At 47.9% G+C, this 22,149-nt stretch carries 12 protein-coding genes; 8 read left to right on the top strand and 4 right to left on the bottom strand.

All coding sequences use genetic code 11. From position 1 onward, the window contains the following. Positions 1-24: 24 nt before the first annotated feature. Positions 25-585 (bottom strand): Uma2 family endonuclease, encoded by a 561-nt coding sequence (locus ACBR23_RS09175; protein ID WP_371119046.1) that lies wholly within the window; start codon positions 583-585, stop codon positions 25-27. A 168-nt stretch (positions 586-753) separates the two neighbouring features. Here ACBR23_RS09175 and ACBR23_RS09170 point away from each other — a divergent pair, with 168 nt between their 5' ends. Both ACBR23_RS09170 and tilS read left to right on the top strand, forming a co-directional pair. After that, positions 754-1,629 (top strand): SDR family oxidoreductase, encoded by an 876-nt coding sequence (locus ACBR23_RS09170; protein WP_371119047.1) that lies wholly within the window; start codon positions 754-756, stop codon positions 1,627-1,629. A 262-nt stretch (positions 1,630-1,891) separates the two neighbouring features. After that, positions 1,892-2,998 carry a tRNA lysidine(34) synthetase TilS gene (gene tilS / locus ACBR23_RS09165; protein WP_371119048.1) on the top strand — a complete coding sequence of 369 codons (1,107 nt, stop codon included), beginning with the start codon at positions 1,892-1,894 and terminating at the stop codon, positions 2,996-2,998. 173 nt (positions 2,999-3,171) lie between these two features. Here tilS and ACBR23_RS09160 read toward each other — a convergent pair whose 3' ends face one another. Then, positions 3,172-5,259: a glycosyltransferase gene (locus ACBR23_RS09160; protein WP_371119049.1), complete on the bottom strand. Its 2,088-nt coding sequence runs from the start codon at positions 5,257-5,259 to the stop codon at positions 3,172-3,174. A gap of 166 nt (positions 5,260-5,425) precedes the next feature. Continuing rightward, the gene (locus ACBR23_RS09155; RefSeq protein WP_371119050.1) at positions 5,426-6,640 is read right to left on the bottom strand and encodes a glycosyltransferase; all 1,215 of its coding nucleotides are present in this window, start codon (positions 6,638-6,640) and stop codon (positions 5,426-5,428) included. Positions 6,641-6,781: 141 nt separating this feature from the next. On the opposite strand from ACBR23_RS09155, the gene cofH reads away from it, so the two are divergent. Then, complete coding sequence (cofH, locus tag ACBR23_RS09150) at positions 6,782-7,942, top strand: 7,8-didemethyl-8-hydroxy-5-deazariboflavin synthase subunit CofH (protein ID WP_341739453.1); 1,161 nt, start codon at positions 6,782-6,784, stop codon at positions 7,940-7,942. Between the two features lie 302 nt (positions 7,943-8,244). Here cofH and hmpF read toward each other — a convergent pair whose 3' ends face one another. Then, on the bottom strand, positions 8,245-9,987 hold the full coding sequence (gene hmpF, locus ACBR23_RS09145) for a pilus motility taxis protein HmpF (protein ID WP_371119051.1): 1,743 nt from the start codon (positions 9,985-9,987) through the stop codon (positions 8,245-8,247). A 19-nt stretch (positions 9,988-10,006) separates the two neighbouring features. On the opposite strand from hmpF, the gene ACBR23_RS09140 reads away from it, so the two are divergent. The 5 genes from ACBR23_RS09140 to ACBR23_RS09120 all read left to right on the top strand — a co-directional run bounded on the left by ACBR23_RS09140 (position 10,007) and on the right by ACBR23_RS09120 (position 22,009). Continuing rightward, positions 10,007-10,147, top strand: a complete 141-nt coding sequence (locus tag ACBR23_RS09140) for a hypothetical protein (protein WP_340521873.1) — start codon at positions 10,007-10,009, stop codon at positions 10,145-10,147. Between the two features lie 926 nt (positions 10,148-11,073). Next, positions 11,074-12,279 carry a response regulator gene (locus ACBR23_RS09135; RefSeq protein ID WP_341739455.1) on the top strand — a complete coding sequence of 402 codons (1,206 nt, stop codon included), beginning with the start codon at positions 11,074-11,076 and terminating at the stop codon, positions 12,277-12,279. Positions 12,280-12,719: 440 nt separating this feature from the next. After that, positions 12,720-13,253 carry a chemotaxis protein CheW gene (locus ACBR23_RS09130; protein WP_341733313.1) on the top strand — a complete coding sequence of 178 codons (534 nt, stop codon included), beginning with the start codon at positions 12,720-12,722 and terminating at the stop codon, positions 13,251-13,253. 128 nt (positions 13,254-13,381) lie between these two features. Further along, entirely contained in the window at positions 13,382-16,429 is a 3,048-nt protein-coding gene (locus ACBR23_RS09125; RefSeq protein ID WP_371117894.1) for a methyl-accepting chemotaxis protein, read from the top strand. A gap of 363 nt (positions 16,430-16,792) precedes the next feature. Further along, entirely contained in the window at positions 16,793-22,009 is a 5,217-nt protein-coding gene (locus tag ACBR23_RS09120) for a response regulator (RefSeq protein WP_371119052.1), read from the top strand. The last annotated feature ends 140 nt before the right edge of the window (positions 22,010-22,149 follow it).

Below are 22,149 nucleotides of genomic sequence, written 5' to 3'. Positions count from 1 at the left end.
CTACCCCAAAAAAAGCGATCGCACTCAATCAATCAACTCCGCTTCTTCAAAAATCTGTCTAGTCGTCAACTCCAAACCGGGCAACAACTCATCCACAATCGGCATATTATCCGTATAAACTTGACTAGAACCATCGGGGAAAAAACTTCTAATTAAAATAGCCTCTGGATCAACCACCCAAACTCGCGTCACACCAGCCGCCAAATAATCTTTCGCCTTATCTTCAAATTCCTTCATCGCTTGATCCGGCGATATAATCTCAATCACCAACTCAGGAATTGCGGGACAAGCTTCATTTCGCCGCCAACTTTTCGGTAAACGTTCATAGGAAATGTAGGTTAAATCTGGAACAGGTGCCCAATCTTTACCCTGACGTTTTAACAAAACTGCCCATTCTGGCAACACTCGCCCCCGTCCTTTACACCATCCATGAATTAGGAGACACAAAGCTCCCTGTAAACTGGAATGGAAAAATTTGGGAGACATTTTAGGAACTGCTTGACCATCTACCAATTCATAATATACATCTCCGTCGGGCAAATCTAGAAATTCTGCTAAAGTAAGTTTGGTTCCGATGCCTACCATGACTCCTAGCCCTCTCGATAATTAATTGATATATCGATTGTATCCCTATTTATTTACTTGTTATTATACCAAAGCGATCGCCTTTTTATCTCCCTTCACCACCAACTCCCTTGAAAACCGCTATAATGGGATACGGTGCAAAATGTGAACAACCAACAACCAAACATTATGTTCTTAGTAACCGGAGCAACAGGCGCACTAGGCCGCCGCATAGTACGAGAAATTAGACAGCAAGAAAAACCTGTCCGCGCATTTGTTCGCCTCGCATCTCGGTACTCAGAACTAGAAAACCGAGGCGCAGAAGTTTTCATTGGCGACTTGAAACAAGACAAAGATATTAAAAAAGCCTGCCAAGGAGTCAAATGTGTCATCAGCACCCACGGCACTGGCGGCGACGTTCAAGCCGTACACTACCGCGCTAATATAGAATTGATCGACTGCGCCAAGGAAGCCGGAGTTGAGCATTTTGTATTTCTTTCGGTACTAGGAGTCGATCGCGGATACGAAGATTCCGCAGTATTCAAAGCCAAACGAGAAGTCGAAAAATACCTGCAAAACAGCGGATTGAATTATACAATCCTGCGGCCCGCCGGTTTTGCTTCCAGCTTGTTACCCTTAGCAGAAAGGTTTCGAGAAACCGGACTTTACCTGCTGATTGGCGACGGCAAAAACCGCACCTCTGTTGTCAGTACCGACGACTTAGCTCGTATTGCTGTAGACTCGTCAACCGTTGAAGGGGCGCGCAACCAAATTCTGCCCGTCGGCGGCCCGGATGTGCTGACAAGAGATGACATTGCGCGCATTTTTGGACGCTTATTCGATCGCGAACCTGTAATCATTAACCCGCCACTGGTGGTGTTTGACGGATTGCGAAATGCCTTGGGTTTTTTGAACCCTCAAGCTCAAAAAGGTTTGGGGACTTTGCGGGTATTGCTGGGTAATGAATTTTTCTGTACCCCGGAAGAAGTGCACAACTTAGAATCAATTTACGGCATCAAAATGGAATCCCTAGAAACTTTTTTGAAGCGCAACTTGAGTCTGTAAAATCAGTCCTATAGGGGACTGTGACAATTACAAGACTTACCTATTCTGGGAGCATCCAGATTTTGCATAGGCGAAGCATAACCGCAGACAATTTATTAGTTATAACCAGAGATTTACTGCGGTGATGCTTCGCCCCTACCAATATATTTGCACTCATTGAGATGCACCCCCTATTCTGAAGGAGAACACCGGGTTTTTGATGAAATCTCCTGGCTAGAACGAAGTATTTTATCAAAAAACCCGGTTTCTTAAGTTATAATCTATGCCCAATGACCTATCTTCCCAATGGACACAACTCCACGCTCAACTGCACCGGACCTTGCTACACCGCAAAATATTGCCCCCAAATCAGCGATTATTAGTAGCAGTATCCGGCGGGCAAGATTCTTTGTGTGCCATGAAATTACTGCTAGATTTGCAGCCAAAATGGGGCTGGCAATTAGCAATTGTTCACTGCGATCACCGCTGGCGTGTGGATTCGGAGGCTAATGCAAATCATGTAGAAAATTTAGCTAAACATTGGGGAATATCATATTATCAAAAAACCGCCGATCGCATTCCGAAAACTGAAGCAGCAGCCCGCAACTGGCGATATCAAAGTTTAACCGAAATTGCGATCGCCAATAACTACCCCTACATTATTACAGGCCACACAGCGAGCGATCGCGCCGAAACCCTCCTCTACAACCTAATTCGCGGTAGCGGTGCCGATGGACTTTCAGCCCTCACATGGGTTCGCCCCCTTGTCGATTTTCCATTGCCGATTTCAGATTGTAGATTAGAGAAGGTAAATGAAAATCCCGAATCGAAAATCCCCAATCTCAACTCTCAAATCTACTTAGTTCGTCCCTTGCTCGAAATAAGTCGATCGCAAACAGGCGAATTTTGTCAACAGCAAAAACTACCAGTTTGGGAAGATTCCACAAACCAGGATTTGCAATACGCCCGCAACCGGATTCGATCGGAATTATTACCTTATTTAGAAACTCATTTTAACCCCCAAACCCAACAAGCCCTCGCTCAAACAGCCGAAATCCTCCGCGCTGATGTCGAATATCTCGAAGTTGCCGCCACCGAATTGCTACAGCGAGCCATGTCACAAATCAACGAACCAGAGCACAGAACTTTTCAACTTCCTGTCAAGTTAAATCTCCCGATTTTGCGAGCAGCCCCCCTTTCCTTGCAGCGACGAGCCATGCGACAGCTACTGCAACAAATACTACCAAATGCTCCCAGCTTTGACAACATTGAAAAACTCACAGCTTTGATTGTAGCACCTAATCGATCGCAAACAGATCCATTTCCATCAGGTGCGATCGGTATAGTAGAAAAACCTTGGATTATTATCACATCTAGGCCTAGGGCATAGCGCATTAGACATCGCGCCTTAAAACCTGCTTCCTGAATTTCCCCCTTGGGGGGTGATATCGTTTCCGGTTGTATTGGAATGATTTAACCGCAGAGAACACAGAGGACACAGAGGGAGAGAATAGAGATATGAATAGTTCAGATGCTACCGGATTTGATATGACTTATTCCTTCTTAACTCGAACAATGATAAACTTGATATTCATACCCATCAACAGCCGGCAATTTCCGCGATTCAACCTCACAACCTTGCGCTTTTAAATCCACAGGTACACGAAAATTCACCAACCATAAATCGAGGGGACGCTGCAATTGACTAAGTGTTTTCTCAAGTGTCCCTGAAGCTATTTCTGGTGTCTCCCTTTTCAGGTTAGCCAAAAGAAATAAAGGAGAATCAAATGATTCCTTCCGCCCTTGGGTGGGATTCTGATTCCTTCCCCCCTTGGGGGGGGTTGGGGGGGGTTCTTCCGACTTCCCCCCAACAGCCCCATTCTGACTTGTTCCCCCCTTGGGGGGGGTTGGGGGGGGTTCTTCCGACTTCCCCCCAACAGCCCCATTCTGATTCCTTCCCCCCTTGGGGGGGGTTGGGGGGGGTTCTTCCGACTTCCCCCCAACAGTGCCATTCTGATTCCTTCCCCCCTTGGGGGGGGTTGGGGGGGGTTCTTCCGACTTCCCCCCAACAGCCCCATTCTGACTTGTTCCCCCCTTGGGGGGGGTTGGGGGGGGTTCTTGTTCCCTCTTCCTAATTTCCCACCCAATACCCATCAATTCCCCGATTTCCACATGAGTCTTTTGAGTAGTAGCAATCAACACCGGAACTTGTGATACTTCGCGGATAATGGGCACCAAAAGATCGGGTTTGTAATACTTCCGATAACCCAGATTGGAATTTACTGTAATACCACTCACAAAACCCATTAATAAAATTAGTAAAACAGCTTTTTTCCCAGAAGTTTCGATAGCTCCGTAATTAAACCATTGACTTTTTACTGTAGGTGTGTTAAAGAGAACTGCCAAGGCTGCTCCTAACAATAAAATCACCCCTGGAAAGTAAACAAAATTGTATCTAGCGCCACGAGTGAGGTCAATATCAAGAATATATTTAAAACTAAAGAATAGGAAAATTGCTCCTACTACAAACCAGCAAAAAATGATAGTACCTAAAACAGTATCCGGGTTTTTTAAAGCAGTTTTAATCGCTCCAAACACCAAGGGAAGCGCCCAGACAAAAAAGATAGTCATCCCGATCGCCGATGCAATCACTACTGCCAGATTTGACGATTCCACGGGTAACAAAGATATCACAGTAATCCATCCAGCCAAAGCTTGAAAAATTGGACTAATCCAATTCAACCAAGTGCGATCGCCGCTAACAATCCAATTAGTTAATTCACTGCCATATTTATTTGAAAAAAATATGGGAACCCATATTAATCCCCCGGCAGCCGTACCGCTAGCCACTGCCAATAATCGCCAGATATTTTTAGATTTACCGAAAGGAGAGTGATTTTTTTTAAATTCATTTTCTAGCTTAAAAAAAATAGGATATTTTTCATTATATGAGTGGGCGATTACAGCAGTTAACGCTATTGCTTCCGCACATAAAGTGAGAACAAAAAAGTAGTGACTGGCTATTCCCAAACAGTTAAACATTAACCATATTGCCACAGTCCAAAGAGGAATTAGCGCCCGTTGTTGAATGCGTTTAATACTTAAAAATAAGCAAAACAAAGAAGCAATAACTAATAAAGTTCCTAAACTGTAATGTCTAGCTTCTTGAGCTAGATAAACACCGTAGGGAGAAACTGCCATCATCGCAGCAGCACATTGACCAACTAGAGGAGAATTAAACGCAAATTTGCCCAAAAAGTAAATAGCTGGAACGGAAATTACACCCAATAAAGCTGGGAGCGATCGCCCAATCCAGACTAAACTATCGGCAGAAGGCCTAAACAAATCCATCCACCAGTGAGCCAGCATAAAATAAACCGGAGGATGATTGCTTTCTAGCAGTAAATTATGCAGCACATCGCCAGTGGTAGCAGTGGGACTCCATTGCAGTGGTTCCAGTAAACTAGAAAGAGCGATCGCCCGATCGAGCGGCACACCTCGAAAACTATTGCCCAAACTAAAAACTAAAGTGGAAAACTCATCCGTCCACAGTGGTTTCGAGTCCAAATTAGCAAATCGCAACATCAAGGCGATCGCCATCCACAATAATACCAACAACAGTTGTTTATTCCTAATCATTAATTTAGTCATTAGTTATGAGTTATTGGTTATTGGTTATAGGCGTCGCCCTGAGCCCTTCGACTACGCTCAGGATAAACGCAGTCGTTGGGTTATTGGTTATTGGTTATTTTCCCAATTCCCAATTCCCAATTCCCAATTCCCAATTCCCAATTCCCAATTCCCAATTCCCAATTCCCTAATTAACATCCGTCACCCGCCAACTCAGCTTCATATTAATCCAGAAATTCCACAACGTAACAGCCAGGATCGCAATTAAATTAGCCAAATATTCATTCATCCCAAAAATATTAAACATCACATTCACCAGCAGCACATTCAAAATCAAACCCATCAAGCAAATCGTATTAAATTTCAACAGTCGTTTCAAGCGTTGGCGATTGCCTCGCTGCCGCCTAGAAATTTCCCCAAAAGTCCATAGATCGTTCCACAAAAAGTTACTAACAATTGCCAATTCCGCAGCCACAATCAAACTGCGAGTCAGTTCCAACTTGCAGAAATTTCGCAGCACGTACAAAACCCCCATATTCACAAACACCCCGCTGAAACCCACTAAACCAAATCGTATAAACTTGCCCATGGGCCAGCGGGCAAACCGCAACCGGAGCAAATGTCGCAAATACTCAATATACTGTTTCCAGGTAACTTTGCTCTCCCCTTCTTGGCGCTCCTGAAACACATAACCAACTTCTCCAATCCAGCGGATATCCCCTCTGCCGAGCACTTCAATCAAAATTTTGTAACCGGCGGGATTCAGCGTTTTGCCAGCAATACAACTGCGGCGCACCATAAAATAGCCGCTCATGGGATCGGAAACCCTGCCCACAACTCCCGGTAGTATCACCAATCCCAAAGTCTGAGCTCCCCGCGATAAAAATCGCCGCATCATACTCCAGTCGCTGACTCCACCTTCGGCAACGTGGCGACTAGCAGCGGCTAAATCGGCTCCCCGCTTAATCTCTGCCAAAAGATTCAACAGCGTCTCTGGCGGATGTTGCAAGTCGGCATCGATTACGCCCAAAACCTCACCTCTGGCAGCTTGCCATCCCCTAATCACGGCTGTAGAAAGCCCTCGCTCGTGCTCGCGTCGCATCACGCGCAATTGCGGATAGTCGAGTGTCAGGGATAGGGCAACTTCCCAGGTGCGATCGGGGCTGTTGTCATCCACTACAATCATCTCGTAGTCACCGGCAAGGCTACCATCAAGCAATTGGCTCAGCTTTTCGACGATCTTTTTGATATTTTGGCACTCGTTGTAGGTGGGAATTATCAGGGAAAAATAAATGGGCGGTTCCCCTGTTGTCGCAGAATTTGAAGCTACAGTCGGTGCAGCCGGAATTTCCAAAGGGTTCGTCGGTACTGGCAAGAGCTGATTTACTTGATTTAAGTTCATAGTTCCTGTTTTCCGAAAGTAAAATATGTTGTGCGATGACTGTAGACTTGAGAATATGTTTCGTCTAGAGTTGGTTTGTTAAAATCTAAGAACGCCTGTAATTCTAGGTCGTGATTCTGTAACTGAGCTGGAAAATAAACTGTGGATGCCATTCTCGATCGCGCTTTACAAGGTTATAACCTCTCCACCGCAGAGGCCTTGGTACTTTTGCAGCAAACAGAACCAAATGCGCGAGCTGCGATTCAAACAACTGCTGACTTGCTGCGTCGCCGACAATCAGGAGATGTTGTCACCTATGTTATCAACCGCAATATTAATTTCACCAATATTTGCGAGCAGCATTGCAGTTTTTGTGCATTTCGCCGCAATCAGGAAGATGAGGGCGCTTTTTGGTTAGACTGGGCCCAAATCCTGGAAAAAGCTACAGACGCAGTGCAGCGGGGTGCTACAGAAATTTGTATGCAGGGGGGATTACATCTTAACGCCAAACTCAATGGCGCATCTTTGCCTTATTATCTGCAATTGGTGAAAATAATTAAAGATGAGTTCCCTCAATTACATTTGCACGCTTTTTCGCCACAAGAAATACAATTCATTGCCAGGGAAGATGGCCTGAGTTTCAGCTATGTAATTTCGGCTTTGCGAGATGCGGGAGTTGGTTCCATGCCCGGCACCGCAGCGGAAATTCTTGACGATGGAGTACGACGGATTATTTGCCCGGAAAAAACAGATACGGCAACTTGGCTGGAAATTGTGGGTACGGCTCACAGTTTGGGATTGCCAACAACCAGTACCATGCTTTGTGGCCATATTGAAACTGCCGAACAGCAGGTTTTGCATCTAGAAAAAGTGCGATCGCTCCAACAAAGTGCGATCGACCAAAACTATCCAGCTAGCATTACAGAATTTATTTTATTGCCCTTTGTCGGACAGCAAGCACCAGCACCTTTGCGGAGTCGAGTCGGCCGCGACCAACCAGTTTTAGCAGATACATTATTGCTCACCGCAGTCTCCAGAATCTTCTTAGGAAATTTGATTCCCCATCATCAACCAAGTTGGGTGAAATTAGGTTTAGATGGAGCTACAGAAGCCCTGAAATGGGGTTGCAATGACATTGGTGGCACATTGATGGAAGAGCACATCACTACCATGGCTGGTGCAGTTGGTGGTAGTTGTCAATCCGTCGAAGATTTGCAAAATGCGATTAGTTCTTTGGGGCGGAGTTATCAACAAAGAGATACAATTTATCGAACAATAGGGGTTGATCGTTTGGCAGTAACGGCACGCAGTGGCGATTTATGAAACTAGAGGAAAAAATTGTATCGATCGACCTTAATGACTATGCGTTGCCTCCGGTGGATGAAATTTTGGGAATGCTGGTTTGGATGGTGGGAGATGGGTGATTAACTGCGACAGTGTTAGTCTCTTCTGATTTCCTCCAGTCGGCGCTTGTATTCTTGCGAATTTCCCAAGTTATACTTTGATTTATAAAATCCGAAAGATTGAACTGATTCTGATTCTTCCACCTCACTGAGTTTTTGCTGTAGGTTTCTAAATTATATCCCCAACTTCTTACAAAAGTCGGGGATATATCTACTATCTTTTTACCCACTAATCAAACCCGAAATCACCTGTTGTAACTGAGAAATCGTCTGATCTTGTTGTTCTCCAGTTTGCTCAAGGCGATCGAGTTCCCCCCCCACAGCTTCCAACTTTTGACGCAGCCCACTCAAATTATCCTGAACCGGCTGCAACATTTCTTGATAAACATTCACCCTGCCCCAGAGTTCCGCCACAGCACTTTTGAGATTAAACAAATTCTGCTCCAACTTTTGAATTTCCTGCCGTTGACCCTCCAGTTCCCCAGTTTTGCGGTTGACATTACCATCATTTTGAGCTGCGGCTTCTCGCAACTGCTGAATTTCCTGCTCCAGTTTCTGTAAATCTTGCTGCTGCTGCTGGCGCTGACTTTCCAATTGTGCGATGACCGGCCCCAAATCAATCTCTCCCTCTCGCGATGCTGGATTAGCAGTACCCAAGCGTTTCCAAAGCACCGCCTGATGTTGCTTCAAAATACTCTCCCGTTCCTGCAAGCGCAGTCGTTGTCCCACCAGAGTTTCATTCAACATCTGATAACTTTCGAGTTCATCGGCCATTTCATTTTCCAACGCCATGCGATCGTACTCGTTAGCAGCTTGAATTTTCGCTTGCAATTCCTCGATAGTTTGCTGCTGGAGAGTCAACTCCTCCTCTTGATCGTTAACAAACCGAAACACCTTTTCCAAATCCTGTTGCAAGTTTTGAACTAGCCCCTGCAACTCATCTATCGACATTTTCTCCAGAGCTTGCACATCTACTTGCTGCTCTGTAGCCACAGGCCCAAAACCTTGAGCCATACCGGAAACTTGTCTCGTTAGAGCCTCCAGAGCCCTCACCTGGGCAGAAAACAACTGAAACTGTTCTTCCTTCGCACTCAACGTACTTTGCAGGCCCTTGCTCTCCACCTTGGCTTGCGTCACAGCATCCACAGCTTGATACCACTCTTCCCAGCGGTGTTGGATATGGGGAAGTTGGCGATCGACCTCTGCTTGCTGCTGCTGAGCATTGGCCCGTTGTTGCTCCAACTGCTGCCAGTGTAGATCCAAAATTGCCTGTTGAGCCCCCACGACCCCAAAAGACTGATTCAATTGTTCCCGCACCCCTTGAGCCGAAGCAATCGCCCCCGAAAGCTTGTTCATTAACTCCTGAATTCTACGGGCCTGTTCTTCGTCTACCACCGCCCCTTGCTGAACCTGAGACTGTTGCTGCTCCACCCGCTGCTGCTCGCCCCGCAACTGTTCCCAAGCCATCTCCATTTCCACACGAGAGCGATCGACTTCTTCCCGCAATCGATGAGCTTCATCGCGAGTATTTTCAATTTCCGAGCGCTGCGCCTCCAGCCGCTCCAACTCATCCACCATTTGAGCCAACTGCTCTTCGCGGGCTTGCATTTCCATTTCCCGGCGATTTAGTTCCTGACTCGAAAAAGTCAGAGAAGCCTTCCACTGCTCAATTTCCTCTTCCTTATCCTTAAACTTATCCTGTAAACGCGAGAAATTTTGGAGAATACTCACCAATTGACGCGCAGCTTCCTGAATTCGCTGCACCTGCTTGCTAGCGCTTAACTCCACCAGCACCAGGGTGCCGTCGTTAAACTTATTAGCTTCCTCCACTGGAATCACATCATCCCCAGGTACAGCGCTCCAATTATGTTCGCCCCGCTGACAAGCTAGCAGTTTTAGTTCAGCCTTACCGCCACCGAGACCAAAGCCGCTTCTCTGTTTTTGTACTTCTGCTAGATACAGCACGCTGATAGTCCTCTCTTTGGTGTCGTTTGCGCAATTTGTCGATAGCAGTATCCGTTCTGTGAAAGCCGATCGCATCTACTCTCAGCAGACTCAATCTTCACTTCCTGCTTCACCCTGGGGAGTCGGCTCCTTCCAGTCCACAGGCGTAATTTCGGGCTAAACTCTCCCTAATCTCATGTAGTAATCTCTAAAGATTAACCGCTTCTAAAAACCTACAGAAATCTGTAAATCAAACTTAGCGGTCTATGTTTTGCCTAGAGCAAGTGCTATATGCTTCCTGATTGCTCAGGTTGGCCTACTCTTCCCAGTTAGAGACTGCCTTGATTAGCAGAGGACTTGAAATATTTGGTTTTTTGACGATCACTTTGTGCCAAGTGTTTTCTGTGGTTTTCACACCCAGTAAGCTTTAGCAACCCGCACTAATCAAGCGTTTGCCCAGTTTATCACAATTATTGTTGGTTTTTGTCAAATTCTGATAAAACCTAGACAAACCTATGTATTTTGACAACTGCCTAAAACCCTTCCCAACTTTAGCAGCAAGCGACAGCAATGCTCAACTTGGAGCGTCAATCAAGCCTTATCTACGACTTTCTCAACTTCTCCTAGGCACAATCAATGCCACTTTCTTAAAAAGAATAGCAAAACTGCGGAGACTGCCATCACCAAAAGTTAAAAAATTTAACAGCCGGTATTAGCCCTCTATGTTTGGCTCTACTCCTTTTGACAAAAAATCTGGTCGAGAGAGTTGCCAGGTGAGTATTTCAAAGTAGATTTAGTTACATTCCTAAATTTACCTGGTTAAATGTATCTATTCAATTAGGTTCTAGGTTCTGCTGAATGAGAGAGGGAGTATGTCACAATAGGGTAACGCCTTAGCCTGTTTCCTCCCAAGGGGCGAGCAAACAGAGATTCACCACCAACACCCTACAGCTAAACTAATGCTGGGGTGAATGGTTTTTTGAAGATTGGTCACAAAATAGTTTGTTGTCGATGGAAATCTAGATGGGAAAAAAAATTGAGTTCCCGCCACCAAATAGCATTTTTGAACTCAGACGCCAACGGTTTTAAGGAGAAAATTTTAGCTCCATGCAGGGAAATTTGAGTGAAATAGACATCCGCAGCATCCTGCAACTGATTGAGTTAGGTCAGCGAACCGGAGAACTGTTCGTAGAGACCTACAGCTCCTCCATAGGTGCCAGCACAGGTACTCACCCAACCCCGCGCTCCCCAGCCGGACAATCCTGGTATGTCTTCTGCTTCAACGGTCAGATTATTTACGCTACCCAGAGTGCGGGAAGTTTGTTTCGCCTGCGGGACTACCTGCGCCGCTACAAAGCAGAAAAGGCCCTAGACAAAATCGAAGTTCCCTATATGGCTTCTACCAATGCTCCAGAATATGGCTACCTGTGGGCGCTGCTAGAACAACACATCCTCACCCCAGCTCAAGGGCGCAACATTATCCACAGCATGATCCACGAAACCCTATTTGACTTGCTCAGTCTCCATCAGGGTTCCTTTACCTTTGAAATGGGTTCTGCCTTAGCTCCTCAATTAACCAGCTTAGAAATTAGCTCCTTGCTGGCGAAAATTGTCAAACAGGTGCAGCAGTGGAAACAGTTTCACCCTCACATTCAGTCACCCAACCAATGTCCGGTGATTTCAGACCCCACCGAGTTGCAAGTCGCCCTACCTGTCAATACTTTTAATACTCTCAAACGCTGGGCTGACGGCCGCACTTCTATCCGCCAAATGGCGCGCTACCTCAACCGGGATGTGTTGACTGTGGCTAAGGCAATTTATCCCTTCGTCCAGCAGGGATTGGTGCAGGTATTTTTTGAGTCTATTAGCCCAGCTAACAACAAAAAAGAATGGTCTTCCCCCAAAACCAAAGTTCCCATAGTTGTCTGTATTGACGATGACAATGTGATTCGCAAGACCGTAGAGTCGATTTTGAATGAACATGGCTACCAAGCAACGGGCATCAGTAGTCCCCTCACAGCCCTGAGTTTAGTGTTTCAACTCAAACCCGATTTAATTTTGTGCGACATTGCCATGCCGGAACTAGACGGTCACGAAATTTGCGCTATGCTACGTAGTTCTAGTGCTTTCCGACAGACACCCATCGTGATGTTAACGGGTATTGACGGATTTATCGATCGGGTTCAAGCTCGGATGGCGGGAGCTACTGAATACATCACCAAACCTTTTGGTGAAAACGAGTTATTAATGCTGGTAGAAAAATATGTGGGTCCTGGTTACCCAGAGGCGACAGTGGAGCTAGTACCTAGCTAGCTATTAAATAGACAAGGTGGTACACTTATAGACAAATCTACGACCATTTTGTTCAAACCCTGCGCGATTCCCAAAAAAGCTTGGATTATCAGTAAAGACACTCGCTTTCGCAGGCTCATTTATTAAACAAATAATAGATAATCGCCAAAAAATCCTGTGGTGCTACTCTGGATAATTTATCGACTCAAGTGGGCCACACAGGCTCAAAGTACAAATATAATATACTTGTTTCTTCACAAAAAGCCTTCTCTGATTGACCAAAACCGCGAGACCTCAGAGCTAATGTAGTTCATGGCGTCCGCGCTTCTCTTGCCAAACACATCCAGCAGTCACGCCATTTACGCCTTGGTTATGTCAAGCTTGGCTATGTCAAGTTTCGATGGGACAAGCTTGGCGGGAACCCTCAATAATTTGCTAAAAAAGCAGGTGTCAGAAAAATGATTAGTGGCGGCCCAGACTTCATATTACCAGGACTAGGTATAGATCATGCTCCCGAATTCCAAGAACTAGAAACTCCCGAAGGCGAGCTGCACCTGCGGTTTTATGTACCTTCGGGCAATGAGTTCGCGCTGCCAGCGACAGGGATTAGAGAGGTACTATCCCCCTCCCCAGACCGCATGACACCAATTCCTAACGTTTCTTCCTTGCTTTTAGGTACGCTAAACATGAGAGGGCGTGTCATTTGGGTGGCAGACTTGGGCCAATTTCTGGGAGACCAAACACCTCTGAATACCGACAGACAGGAAATTCCGATCGTAGCTGTAGAAGACCAAGATACGATTTTGGGATTAGCAGTCGATCGAATTGTGGGCATGGACTGGCTCGATGTCGAGCAACTGCACTCGCAGAACAATGCACCAGATGGCATGATGCCATTTCTCAGAGGAGAATGGATGTTAGGCGAACCAGGTCAGAAAGTGCTACGACTGCTAGATCAAGTGAAAATTCTGCGCTCGGCGCGGTGGGCAGCGTGAAATCAATTTTAGATTGGCGATTTTCGATTGAGTCTAATCACAAACAGTCACAGCGCCGCGTATCTAACATTCAAGATAAAAATCTAAAATCTAAAATCTAAAATCTAAAATCCAACATGGGGCGGCAAATGGCAACAAGTACCAAATTTGACCAGGACTACCAACGAGCCGAAGCGGCATACATGGAAGGCGACTATCCAGAAGCCGCCGCTCTAGTTTGTCAATTAGTAGCAGATTTTCCCGAACACCCTAGCGCTCGTCTGCTGTGCGGACACATATATTGTTACGGCCTAGAAGACTACGAAGTGGCACGGGAACAGTACGCAGTAGTGCTGGATTTGAGCGACGACCAAAGCTTGGTTGAACACGCTCATAACGGGATTAATTACACAGACCAATTTTTACCCGGAGAATTGCCATCAGAAAATTTTGATGCCGAAACGGAATTGGAATTCTACCCAGATAAATCTCTGGATGTAGGTTTAGAAAACCCCAATTTTGAACTTTTCTCAGGAGATGCCGGTGGCATGGACTGGGAGAACCCATCCCCGAATGGTATGGAAAATGAAGACCTAGCAGACTTGGGAATGAGTGCCTTGGGATGGGAACCAAAAGACGACAATGAAATCGGTGCTGCCGATTTAACCATGGCCTCTAACCCCTTTATGAGCGATTCTGGTGGGATGGCTGCTTACGCTGAGGCGACAGGTCCACTAGACGAGGAATTTGCGAGTTCAGACTTTGGAGATGCTTTTGCCTTAGAAGAGCACGAAGGATTAGATGATGCCTTTGAAGACAGCAAAGTGTCTGGCAAATCAGTTCCTTACGAGCCAGATTCGTTTTCAGAAGCTCCGACTCAGATTCTCAATGGTAGGGGCTTTGCTGCTCCCGAAGTTGACAATGACATCGACTTGAACCCAGTAAACTATCCCACGAGCCCATCCCACAATTTTGACGAATCTTTTGTACCCCGCTCCTTACCAGATGAATTTGACCTGGACGATGATTTGGATGACTTCTCTTCCTCACCCCCGATCGGTCAAAATCATAACTACGATATAGGAGAAGATGCAGACCCCTTCGCCCAGGAACTCCCAGGGGAATTTGGACTGCCCCAAACCAATGGGGAATACTCGTCAAATTATGCCCTGGCTGAAGATGAAACTTTGTTGATGGGCGGTGCTGTTCCCAACTCTCAAAGTCCCAGGGGGAGGCGGGGAGGTTTGAATTCGAGCGATGGAACTTCCCAAAGTAATGGTTACGGCGATTCTTCGAGTGTAGCATTCGGCTCCAGGGATAGTTTTGAGTTAGACGCTTTTGATGACGATGCTTTTAATGACTCTTTCTCTCTCGACACTTCCGAACAATTGACTTCTTTCGGAGCTGGGGGAGCGGCCAGCAGCGATTGGTCATCAAAAGCTGGTAATTCTCCAGAACATAGCGATTTTTTGGATGAATTTGATGCTTTTGATGATTTGGGCAATTTGCCAGATTTTGATATTTCTGAAGATGTCAATAGTTCGATTCTGACTAGGGGTAGCACTCATTTTGGCAGCTCGAATAGCGGCATGATGGGGACTACCAGCAGCAGTCTAGATTTCGATAATACCGATGGCTCGGCTATTCGGGATGATGAGATATTTAGCATGAGTGGTCCGGCCGATACATCGGCGCAAACTTTTACGGTGACGGAAACAGAGCCTATTGATGCTGCTGTCACTGTGGAACAGGGTGGTCTGGCTTTCTTAGAAAATGCCCCTTTGGCTGCCAAGCATTTTTACACAGCAGTCGGGGCCGGACTGGTTTCTCTGGTAGCTGTGGCTTTTGTCACCAACATTGCTTCTTACCAAGCGTTGCGGCAGGATAAGCCAGAGGCGATCGTCTATCTGCGCCAAACAGGCTGGGTAATGACCGCAGCAGCAGGTGTTACCAGCTTTTTAACTTCTTGGGGTATCGGTCAGTTAATCGCCAAGCAGGTACGGAATTCTTCGGACAATTTGCAAGCTCAATTTGATGCTGTCTCTCAAGGCAATTTGAATGCTCGTGCCACAATTTATTCTGAAGATGAATTTGGCAAAATGGCTGCTAAATTCAACCACATGGCGAAGGCCATCCAAACGACTATTAGCGATACCAGACGCAAATCCGACGAGCAGGAACAGGCAAAGGAAGACTTGCAGCGCCAAGTGATTCGCTTGCTAGACGACGTGGAAGGTGCTGCTCGTGGTGATTTGACCGTGACGGCGGAGGTGACGGCCGATGTATTGGGGGCTGTGGCTGACTCGTTCAACTTGACGATTCAAAATCTCCGAGAAATCGTCCACCAGGTGAAGCAGGCCGCTAGGGAGGTCAGCCAAGGCGCTACTGATAGTGCCAAGTTTGCGGGGGATTTGTCTTCCGATGCTCTGCGACAAGCTGAGGAACTGGCGGCAACCCTGAATTCGGTGCAGGTGCTGACGGACGCAATTCAGCGGGTTGCTGAGAGTGCTAGAGAGGCTGAAGAAGTAGCACGGGGCGCTGCCGCCACCGCTCTTAAAGGCGGCGAGGCTGTGGATCGCACGGTGGCTGGGATTTTAGATATCCGAGAAACAGTAGCAGAAACAACCAGAAAAGTCAAGAGGTTGGCAGAAGCTTCTCAAGAAATTTCTAAGATTGTGGCTTTAATTGCGACGATCGCCTCCCGGACTAATTTGTTGGCTCTTAACGCTAGTATTGAAGCAGCAAGAGCAGGGGAAGCAGGCAGGGGTTTTGCGATCGTGGCAGATGAGGTGCGGCAGTTGGCGGACCGATCGGCTAAGTCTCTCAAAGAAATTGAACAGATTGTGATGCAAATTCAAAGTGAGACTGGGGCAGTGATGACAGCGATGGAAGAAGGGACGCAACAGGTGATTGAGGGGACAAAATTGGCAGAACAGGCTAAGCGATCGCTCGACGATATTATCCAAGTAACTAATCGAATTGACGTGTTGGTGCGATCGATTACTGCCGATACTGTGGAGCAGAACGAGACGGCTCGATCGGTGCGGGCAGTTATGCAGGCTGTGGAGTTGACCGCTCAGGAAACCTCCCAGGAAGCACAGCGAGTTTCCGGTGCTTTACAAAACTTGGTAGGGGTTGCTCGCGACCTTTTGACCTCGGTGGAAAGATTCCGAGTAGAAACAGTAGACCGACAATAATTAATTGTCTAATGCTTGTTTTGCTTAGTGAATTACCAGCAGATTAGTGCCGAAATGATGGCATAAAAAAAGCAACCTCGCAGTCTTGAAATGTCTGCGGGGATGCCAAATCAGCACTTAAATAAACTAGGAGTTGCCCAGATGGACGATGACATAGTAGATGTATTTTCTGAAATTTTGAGCGAAGTTGAGCCAAGGGGCTGTAGGGTCGGCGAACTATCAAAAATAGTGGAGGATATGCCCAGATAAAACTTCCGAGCGAGAATGAAATCAAGATGTTAAAAGTCCACGGATTAGTATTAGAAAAAAGATATTCTCTCCAACAAATAGCAGAGAAATAAATTAGAAAAAAGGAATAAAACTATGCAAGCAGAACAACAACAAAGAATCATGGGCTATTTTATTGAGGAGGCAAAGGACCATCTCAATACGATCGAACAGGGGTTGCTGAACCTTCAAGCAACGATCGAAGACCCAGAATTGGTGAATGAAGTATTCAGAGCAGCCCACTCAGTGAAAGGGGGAGCAGCAATGCTGGGGCTGACGAGCATTCAGCAGACAGCCCACAGACTGGAGGATAGTTTCAAAATCCTTAAGGAATGCAGCGTGAAAGTAGACCAGCAGCTAGAGTCTTTGTTTTTGCGAATATTTGATACCTTGCAGGGACTATTGGAGCAACTCTCTGGACCCTTTGGACTCACAGAAGAACTGGGAGAGCAGATGGTGAGGGACTTGGAGCCGGTGTTCCAGGAGCTCAACGGTCATTTGGGGGGGCTGGTGGGATATAGGGTTGGTGATGGCGAAGAAAGCAGCCCTTTTTTGCCAGTCAGCATGATGGGGATGATGGGGGCTATGGCTTCGAGTGGGGCGGTGGTGGAATCCCGCGGGACTGGGGGCTGGGGAGGAGAGGTGTCGTTCGGTTCTGTGCGGATGGTTTTTGAGTCGGATGTGCCGGCGCGGATGCGGGAGATGCTTCAGGAGTTTAAGCAGTCGGAGACAAACCAAAGCAAAAATCGGCTGAAAAACATTTGTGGGAGTCTCCGGTTGGCGGGGGAGGAGTTTGGTTTGGGTTGTTGGATAGGGTTGATCGAGGTGGTGGAAAGGGCGATCGCTAATCCAGAAAATTCCTATCGTACTTTGGCTCCGATCGCCATTAAGGATATCAAACAGGCTCAGGAATTGGTGCTTGCCGGGATGGAATCCTCCATTGTCGTGGGCGCGAGGCTGAGGGAGTTGGCTCTAGTGGCAGATTCCGAAACAGATTTTGAGGACTTATTGGCTTTTGCTCAGCCGGGAAGGGTAAATTCCAGACTCGGCACTGAGGAAGATAAGGTCTGGAATTTGGTTGAAGATGGCGATGGCGGAGAGCAAATGATGTTACCGGCGATTTCTGGCTTGAGTATAGATGAGTTGTTTGACAAGCTTGATAGTGGGGATACCAATGACTATGGTGGGGGTCGATCGCCTCAGTTTGGTGACTCGCCTGGATTTGGAGATGGCGAATTGGAATCGGGTAGTTGGAGGGTTTCTGCTCGGACTGGACCTGAAGTGGGGGCAGCGGAATTGAATACCTTGGCTGATTTGTTCGATGGGGAAAGTCCCGACCTTGATGGCGGTTGGGAAGGGGAGGATGAGCTAGAGGAAACTACAATTTCTGGGTTTCCCGCCGAGGGGTTGCTGCAACCGGATGATGGGGATAGTTCGGCGGATTTCACGGATTTGCTGCTGGATGACTACCCTACGGTTGTTTCTGATGTGGGCTCTGTTGGCGCTGTGGGAGATTTGACGAGTCTGTTTGGCTCGGACTTGCTTTCTGGCGAGTCGGGGGAATTCGATGGTGTCCAGGGTCTCGAAGATGGGTATGGGATGCTGGCACGGGGTGCTGTGCCGCCGGTGGATGGGCGATCGGGAGGTGGTTTGGCGGGGTCTCAGGAGTCCGATGACCCCTTGGGCAAGCTGTTGGATGAGGTGGCTGCTAGGGCGGCGTTGGTGGATGATGTTGGTTTCGATAATGGGTTATCGAGACGGTTGGAGATATCGGAGAGTTCTGAGCTCTCGTCGGGGGATATTTTTGAGGATTTGGCTGGCTGGGATGAAGGTGATGGGGAGGTTTCTTTGTCGGCGATCGCCCCCCAGGACCAGAGTCAGGAACTGGCAGAGGTGTCATCGCCGCTGAAAGTAGCAGATTCTGGGGCTGAGGCAGATGTGGATTTGGATTTGAGTGAATTGCTCTTAATTACTTCGGATTTCTTGTCCTCGGAAGGTGACAGCACGGAACAGAAGGATGATGGGGATTTGGCTGGTCTGGAGGCACGCAACCAGGAAGTTGACAGTTTATTTAATATGACACCGGATGCGGATTTGGATATTTCTGACGATGAAAATTGGCTGGAAAATGCTTTGGCTCAGGAGGAATCAGCTTCTCTGGGGGATGGCTCGGAGTCAGATCTAGATTTGGATGCTCTGTTTGGGGGTGTGTCGGAGTCGGGGATGGGGCTGGAGGTCGGGATGGAGCCTATTGGTGTGGGTGGGGCTCTTTTGAGGTCTCAGGAGGCAGCGGATTTGGTGGAGTTGTTTGACTCGGTGCCGACGGGAATTGACCATGAGGATGAAGGTTTGGAGGATATTAACACGGCGCAGTGGCTGAGTTTTGAGGATGTTGCGGAATCTCCTGATGTGGAGTTGTCTCTGTCGGGGCGCAATATGGGGGGCGCGATCGATAGTCTGGCGGTTAATTTGCCAGAAGGTGAGTTAGAGCCTGGGTCAGTCAAAGTCAGCCGCGGGGATAGTTCCATGAATCGGAATTTTGACGATGAGAATACCTTTGATTTGCTAGAGGATATGTTTGGGGAGGGCATGGATGTCTCCGCTTCGGAAGCGGCTGCTCCGTCGTCTGGGGAGTTGGGGGCATCTGTGTCTGTGGTTGCGGATGATTCTTTGGAGGAAAATGGGGCGGATTTGTTTGAGGGTCTGTCGGCTATGACTGGTGATGATGGGGATGATTTGTTTGAGGTGCTTTCTCGGTCGGTTTCTAGTGGTGATTTGGGGGTGATGTCGCCGCAGTTGTCCGATGGGGGTTTTGGGGGAGAGATTGGTTTGTTGGCGGCGCTGGAGACTGGTGCGACTCTCGATAGTGCTGATTTGGATGGTTTTGATGATTTGTTGGATTCGATCGATGCTGGTGCTTTGGTAACATCTGAGCTGACGTCTGGTTTTTGGGATACGGAGGAATCGCCGGGGACGGATACTTCTGAGTTGGATGGTTCTTCGCTGTCGGGCTTTTTTGGGGGTAATGATGGGGTTGCTGGGGATGGGGAGGAGAGTTTTGATGATTTGGAGTCTCTGTTGAGTCTGGAGGGTACGGAGGCTGTAATGGCTGTTGTGCCGATCGCTGGTCAAACTCCTGTGAGTACGGAGGTTTTCTCGGACTTGGAGGAGATGTTGAGCGAGAGCAAGACTGTGCCGGAGATTTATGGGCGATCGACTCTTGGTCTGGCGACAGGTTCCTCTCAGCAGGGGCGGGATGACTTTAGCGATTTGGAAGCTCTGCTGGATGAACCCAAGGAGGGGGTGCGTCAGGGCGAGGCGGGCATGAGTTCGCGTCCGGGGGGGATTCGACCCAAGGGGCCGCGTCAGGGGTTTGGCGACCAAACTATGCGGGTGCCGGTGAAGCAACTGGATAACCTCAGTAACTTGATGGGGGAACTGGTGGTGAATCGGAATAGTTTGGAGCAGGACCAGGAACGGATGCGGCAGTTTTTGGATAATTTGCTGCATCAGGTGACTTTATTGAGTGATGTCAGCCAACGGACTCAGGATTTTTATGAGCGGAGTTTGCTAGAAATTGCGCTGTTGGCGAATCGGCAGGGGCATCGCTCGGCTTGGCGATCGGAGGATTCTGCCCATCAGCGGGAGGGGGCTTGGAAGCCGGAGGAAATGGATCGGTTTACTCCTTTCCACAGTTTGGCTCAGGAGATTATTGAGTTGATCGTGCGGGTGCGGGAGTCCGCGGCGGATATTGAGTTTTTGGTGGATGAAGCGGATCAGGTGACTCGTCAGTTGCGGCAGGTGACTACTCAGTTGCAGGAAGGATTGACTAAGGCTCGGATGAAGCCCTTTGCGGAGACGACTGATCGCTTATTCCGTGCTGTGCGGGAGGTTGGGATTAAATGCGGGAAGCAGGCTCAGTTGCAGGTGGAAGGAAAGGAGATTTTGATTGACAAGATGATTGTGGATCAGCTCTATGACCCCATGACTCACTTGGTGAATAATGCCATTACCCATGGCATTGAGTCGCCGGAGGTGCGGTTGGCTGCTGGGAAACCGGCGATGGGAAGGATTACGATTCGGGCTTTTCATCAAGGAAATCAAACCGTAATTTCGGTGTCTGATGATGGGGCTGGTATTGACGCTCAGAGAGTGAAGGCTAAGGCGATTAAGCAAGGTTTGTTGACGGCGGCTCAGGCTCAGAGAATGACTCGCTCGGAGGTTTATGAGTTGTTGTTTAGACCTGGTTTTAGCACTCAGGAACAGGCTACGGAGTTTGCTGGCCGTGGGGTGGGGATGGATGTGGTTTTGACTTCTTTGCAGGAGATTCGGGGGACTGTGGGGATTGATTCTACCCTTGGTAAGGGGACTGTGTTTACGATTCGGTTGCCTTTGGTGTTGAGTATTTCTAAGGCTTTGTGTTGCATTAGCGATCGAGCTCGGATTGCGTTTCCCATGGATGGGGTTGAGGATATGATTGATGTTCCTCGCGATCAGGTGACGAGGGGGGCTGATGGGCTTCCTTGCATTGAGTGGCGTGGTTCGATTTTGCCTTTCCGTCCGCTGCGAGATTTGTTGGCTTATCATCGCCATTTGGGCCGTGGCAGTGTTTATGGCTTTAATACTGACGATGACATGATTTCGGTGATTGTGTTGCGCTCTGCTGGCAATTTCTTGGCTGTGCAGGTGGATCAGGTTTCTACTGAACAGGAAATTGTGATTAAGCAGTTGGAGGGGCCTGTTCCCAAGCCGGTGGGGATTGCTGGGGCTACTGTGTTGGGGGATGGTCGGATTGTGGCGATCGCTGATGTTCTGGAGTTGATTGATTTGGCTACTGGCAGACTGCGGAAGGATGCTGGTGGTACTTTGTGGGATGGGGGCGATCGGGTTCCTGTTGAGCCGGTGGAGGAGAAGGCTGAGCCGACGGTGTTGATTGTGGATGATTCGATTACGGTGCGATCGCTCCTTTCGATTACTTTCGAGAAGTCTGGCTATCGTGTGGAAGAAGCGCGGGACGGCAAGGAAGCTTGGGAGAAGATGAAATCTGGTTTGCCTTGCGATATTGTGTTCTGCGATATTGAAATGCCTCGAATGGATGGTTTGGAGCTGCTTTCTCGGATGCAGAAGGATGCGATTTTGTGTGAGTTGCCGATCGCGATGTTGACTTCCCGTGGTGCTGACAGACACCGTCAAATGGCTTACGGTTTGGGTGCGAAAGGTTATTTCACTAAGCCTTATTTGGAGGAGCAATTGCTGGATGCTGCTTCTCGGATGCTGAAGGGTGAGGTTGTTGGTGCTCCGGCTGTTGTTTAATATCAATTCCGGTGTGCGATTCGTTTAACCTAGCGCGACCTGAAATGGTCGTTTAGTATGCGGAACCGCCTCCGCTAAGGGAGTCACACCCCTTACCCTCACGTAAAAGACTCTCAAGAGTCCGGTCACGGCCCAGTAGG

Source organism: Microcoleus sp., assembly GCF_041354475.1.
Lineage (GTDB): Bacteria > Cyanobacteriota > Cyanobacteriia > Cyanobacteriales > Microcoleaceae > Microcoleus.
Note: the sequence above shows the minus strand (reverse complement) of the source record. Positions and strands in the feature narration are given on the sequence as shown.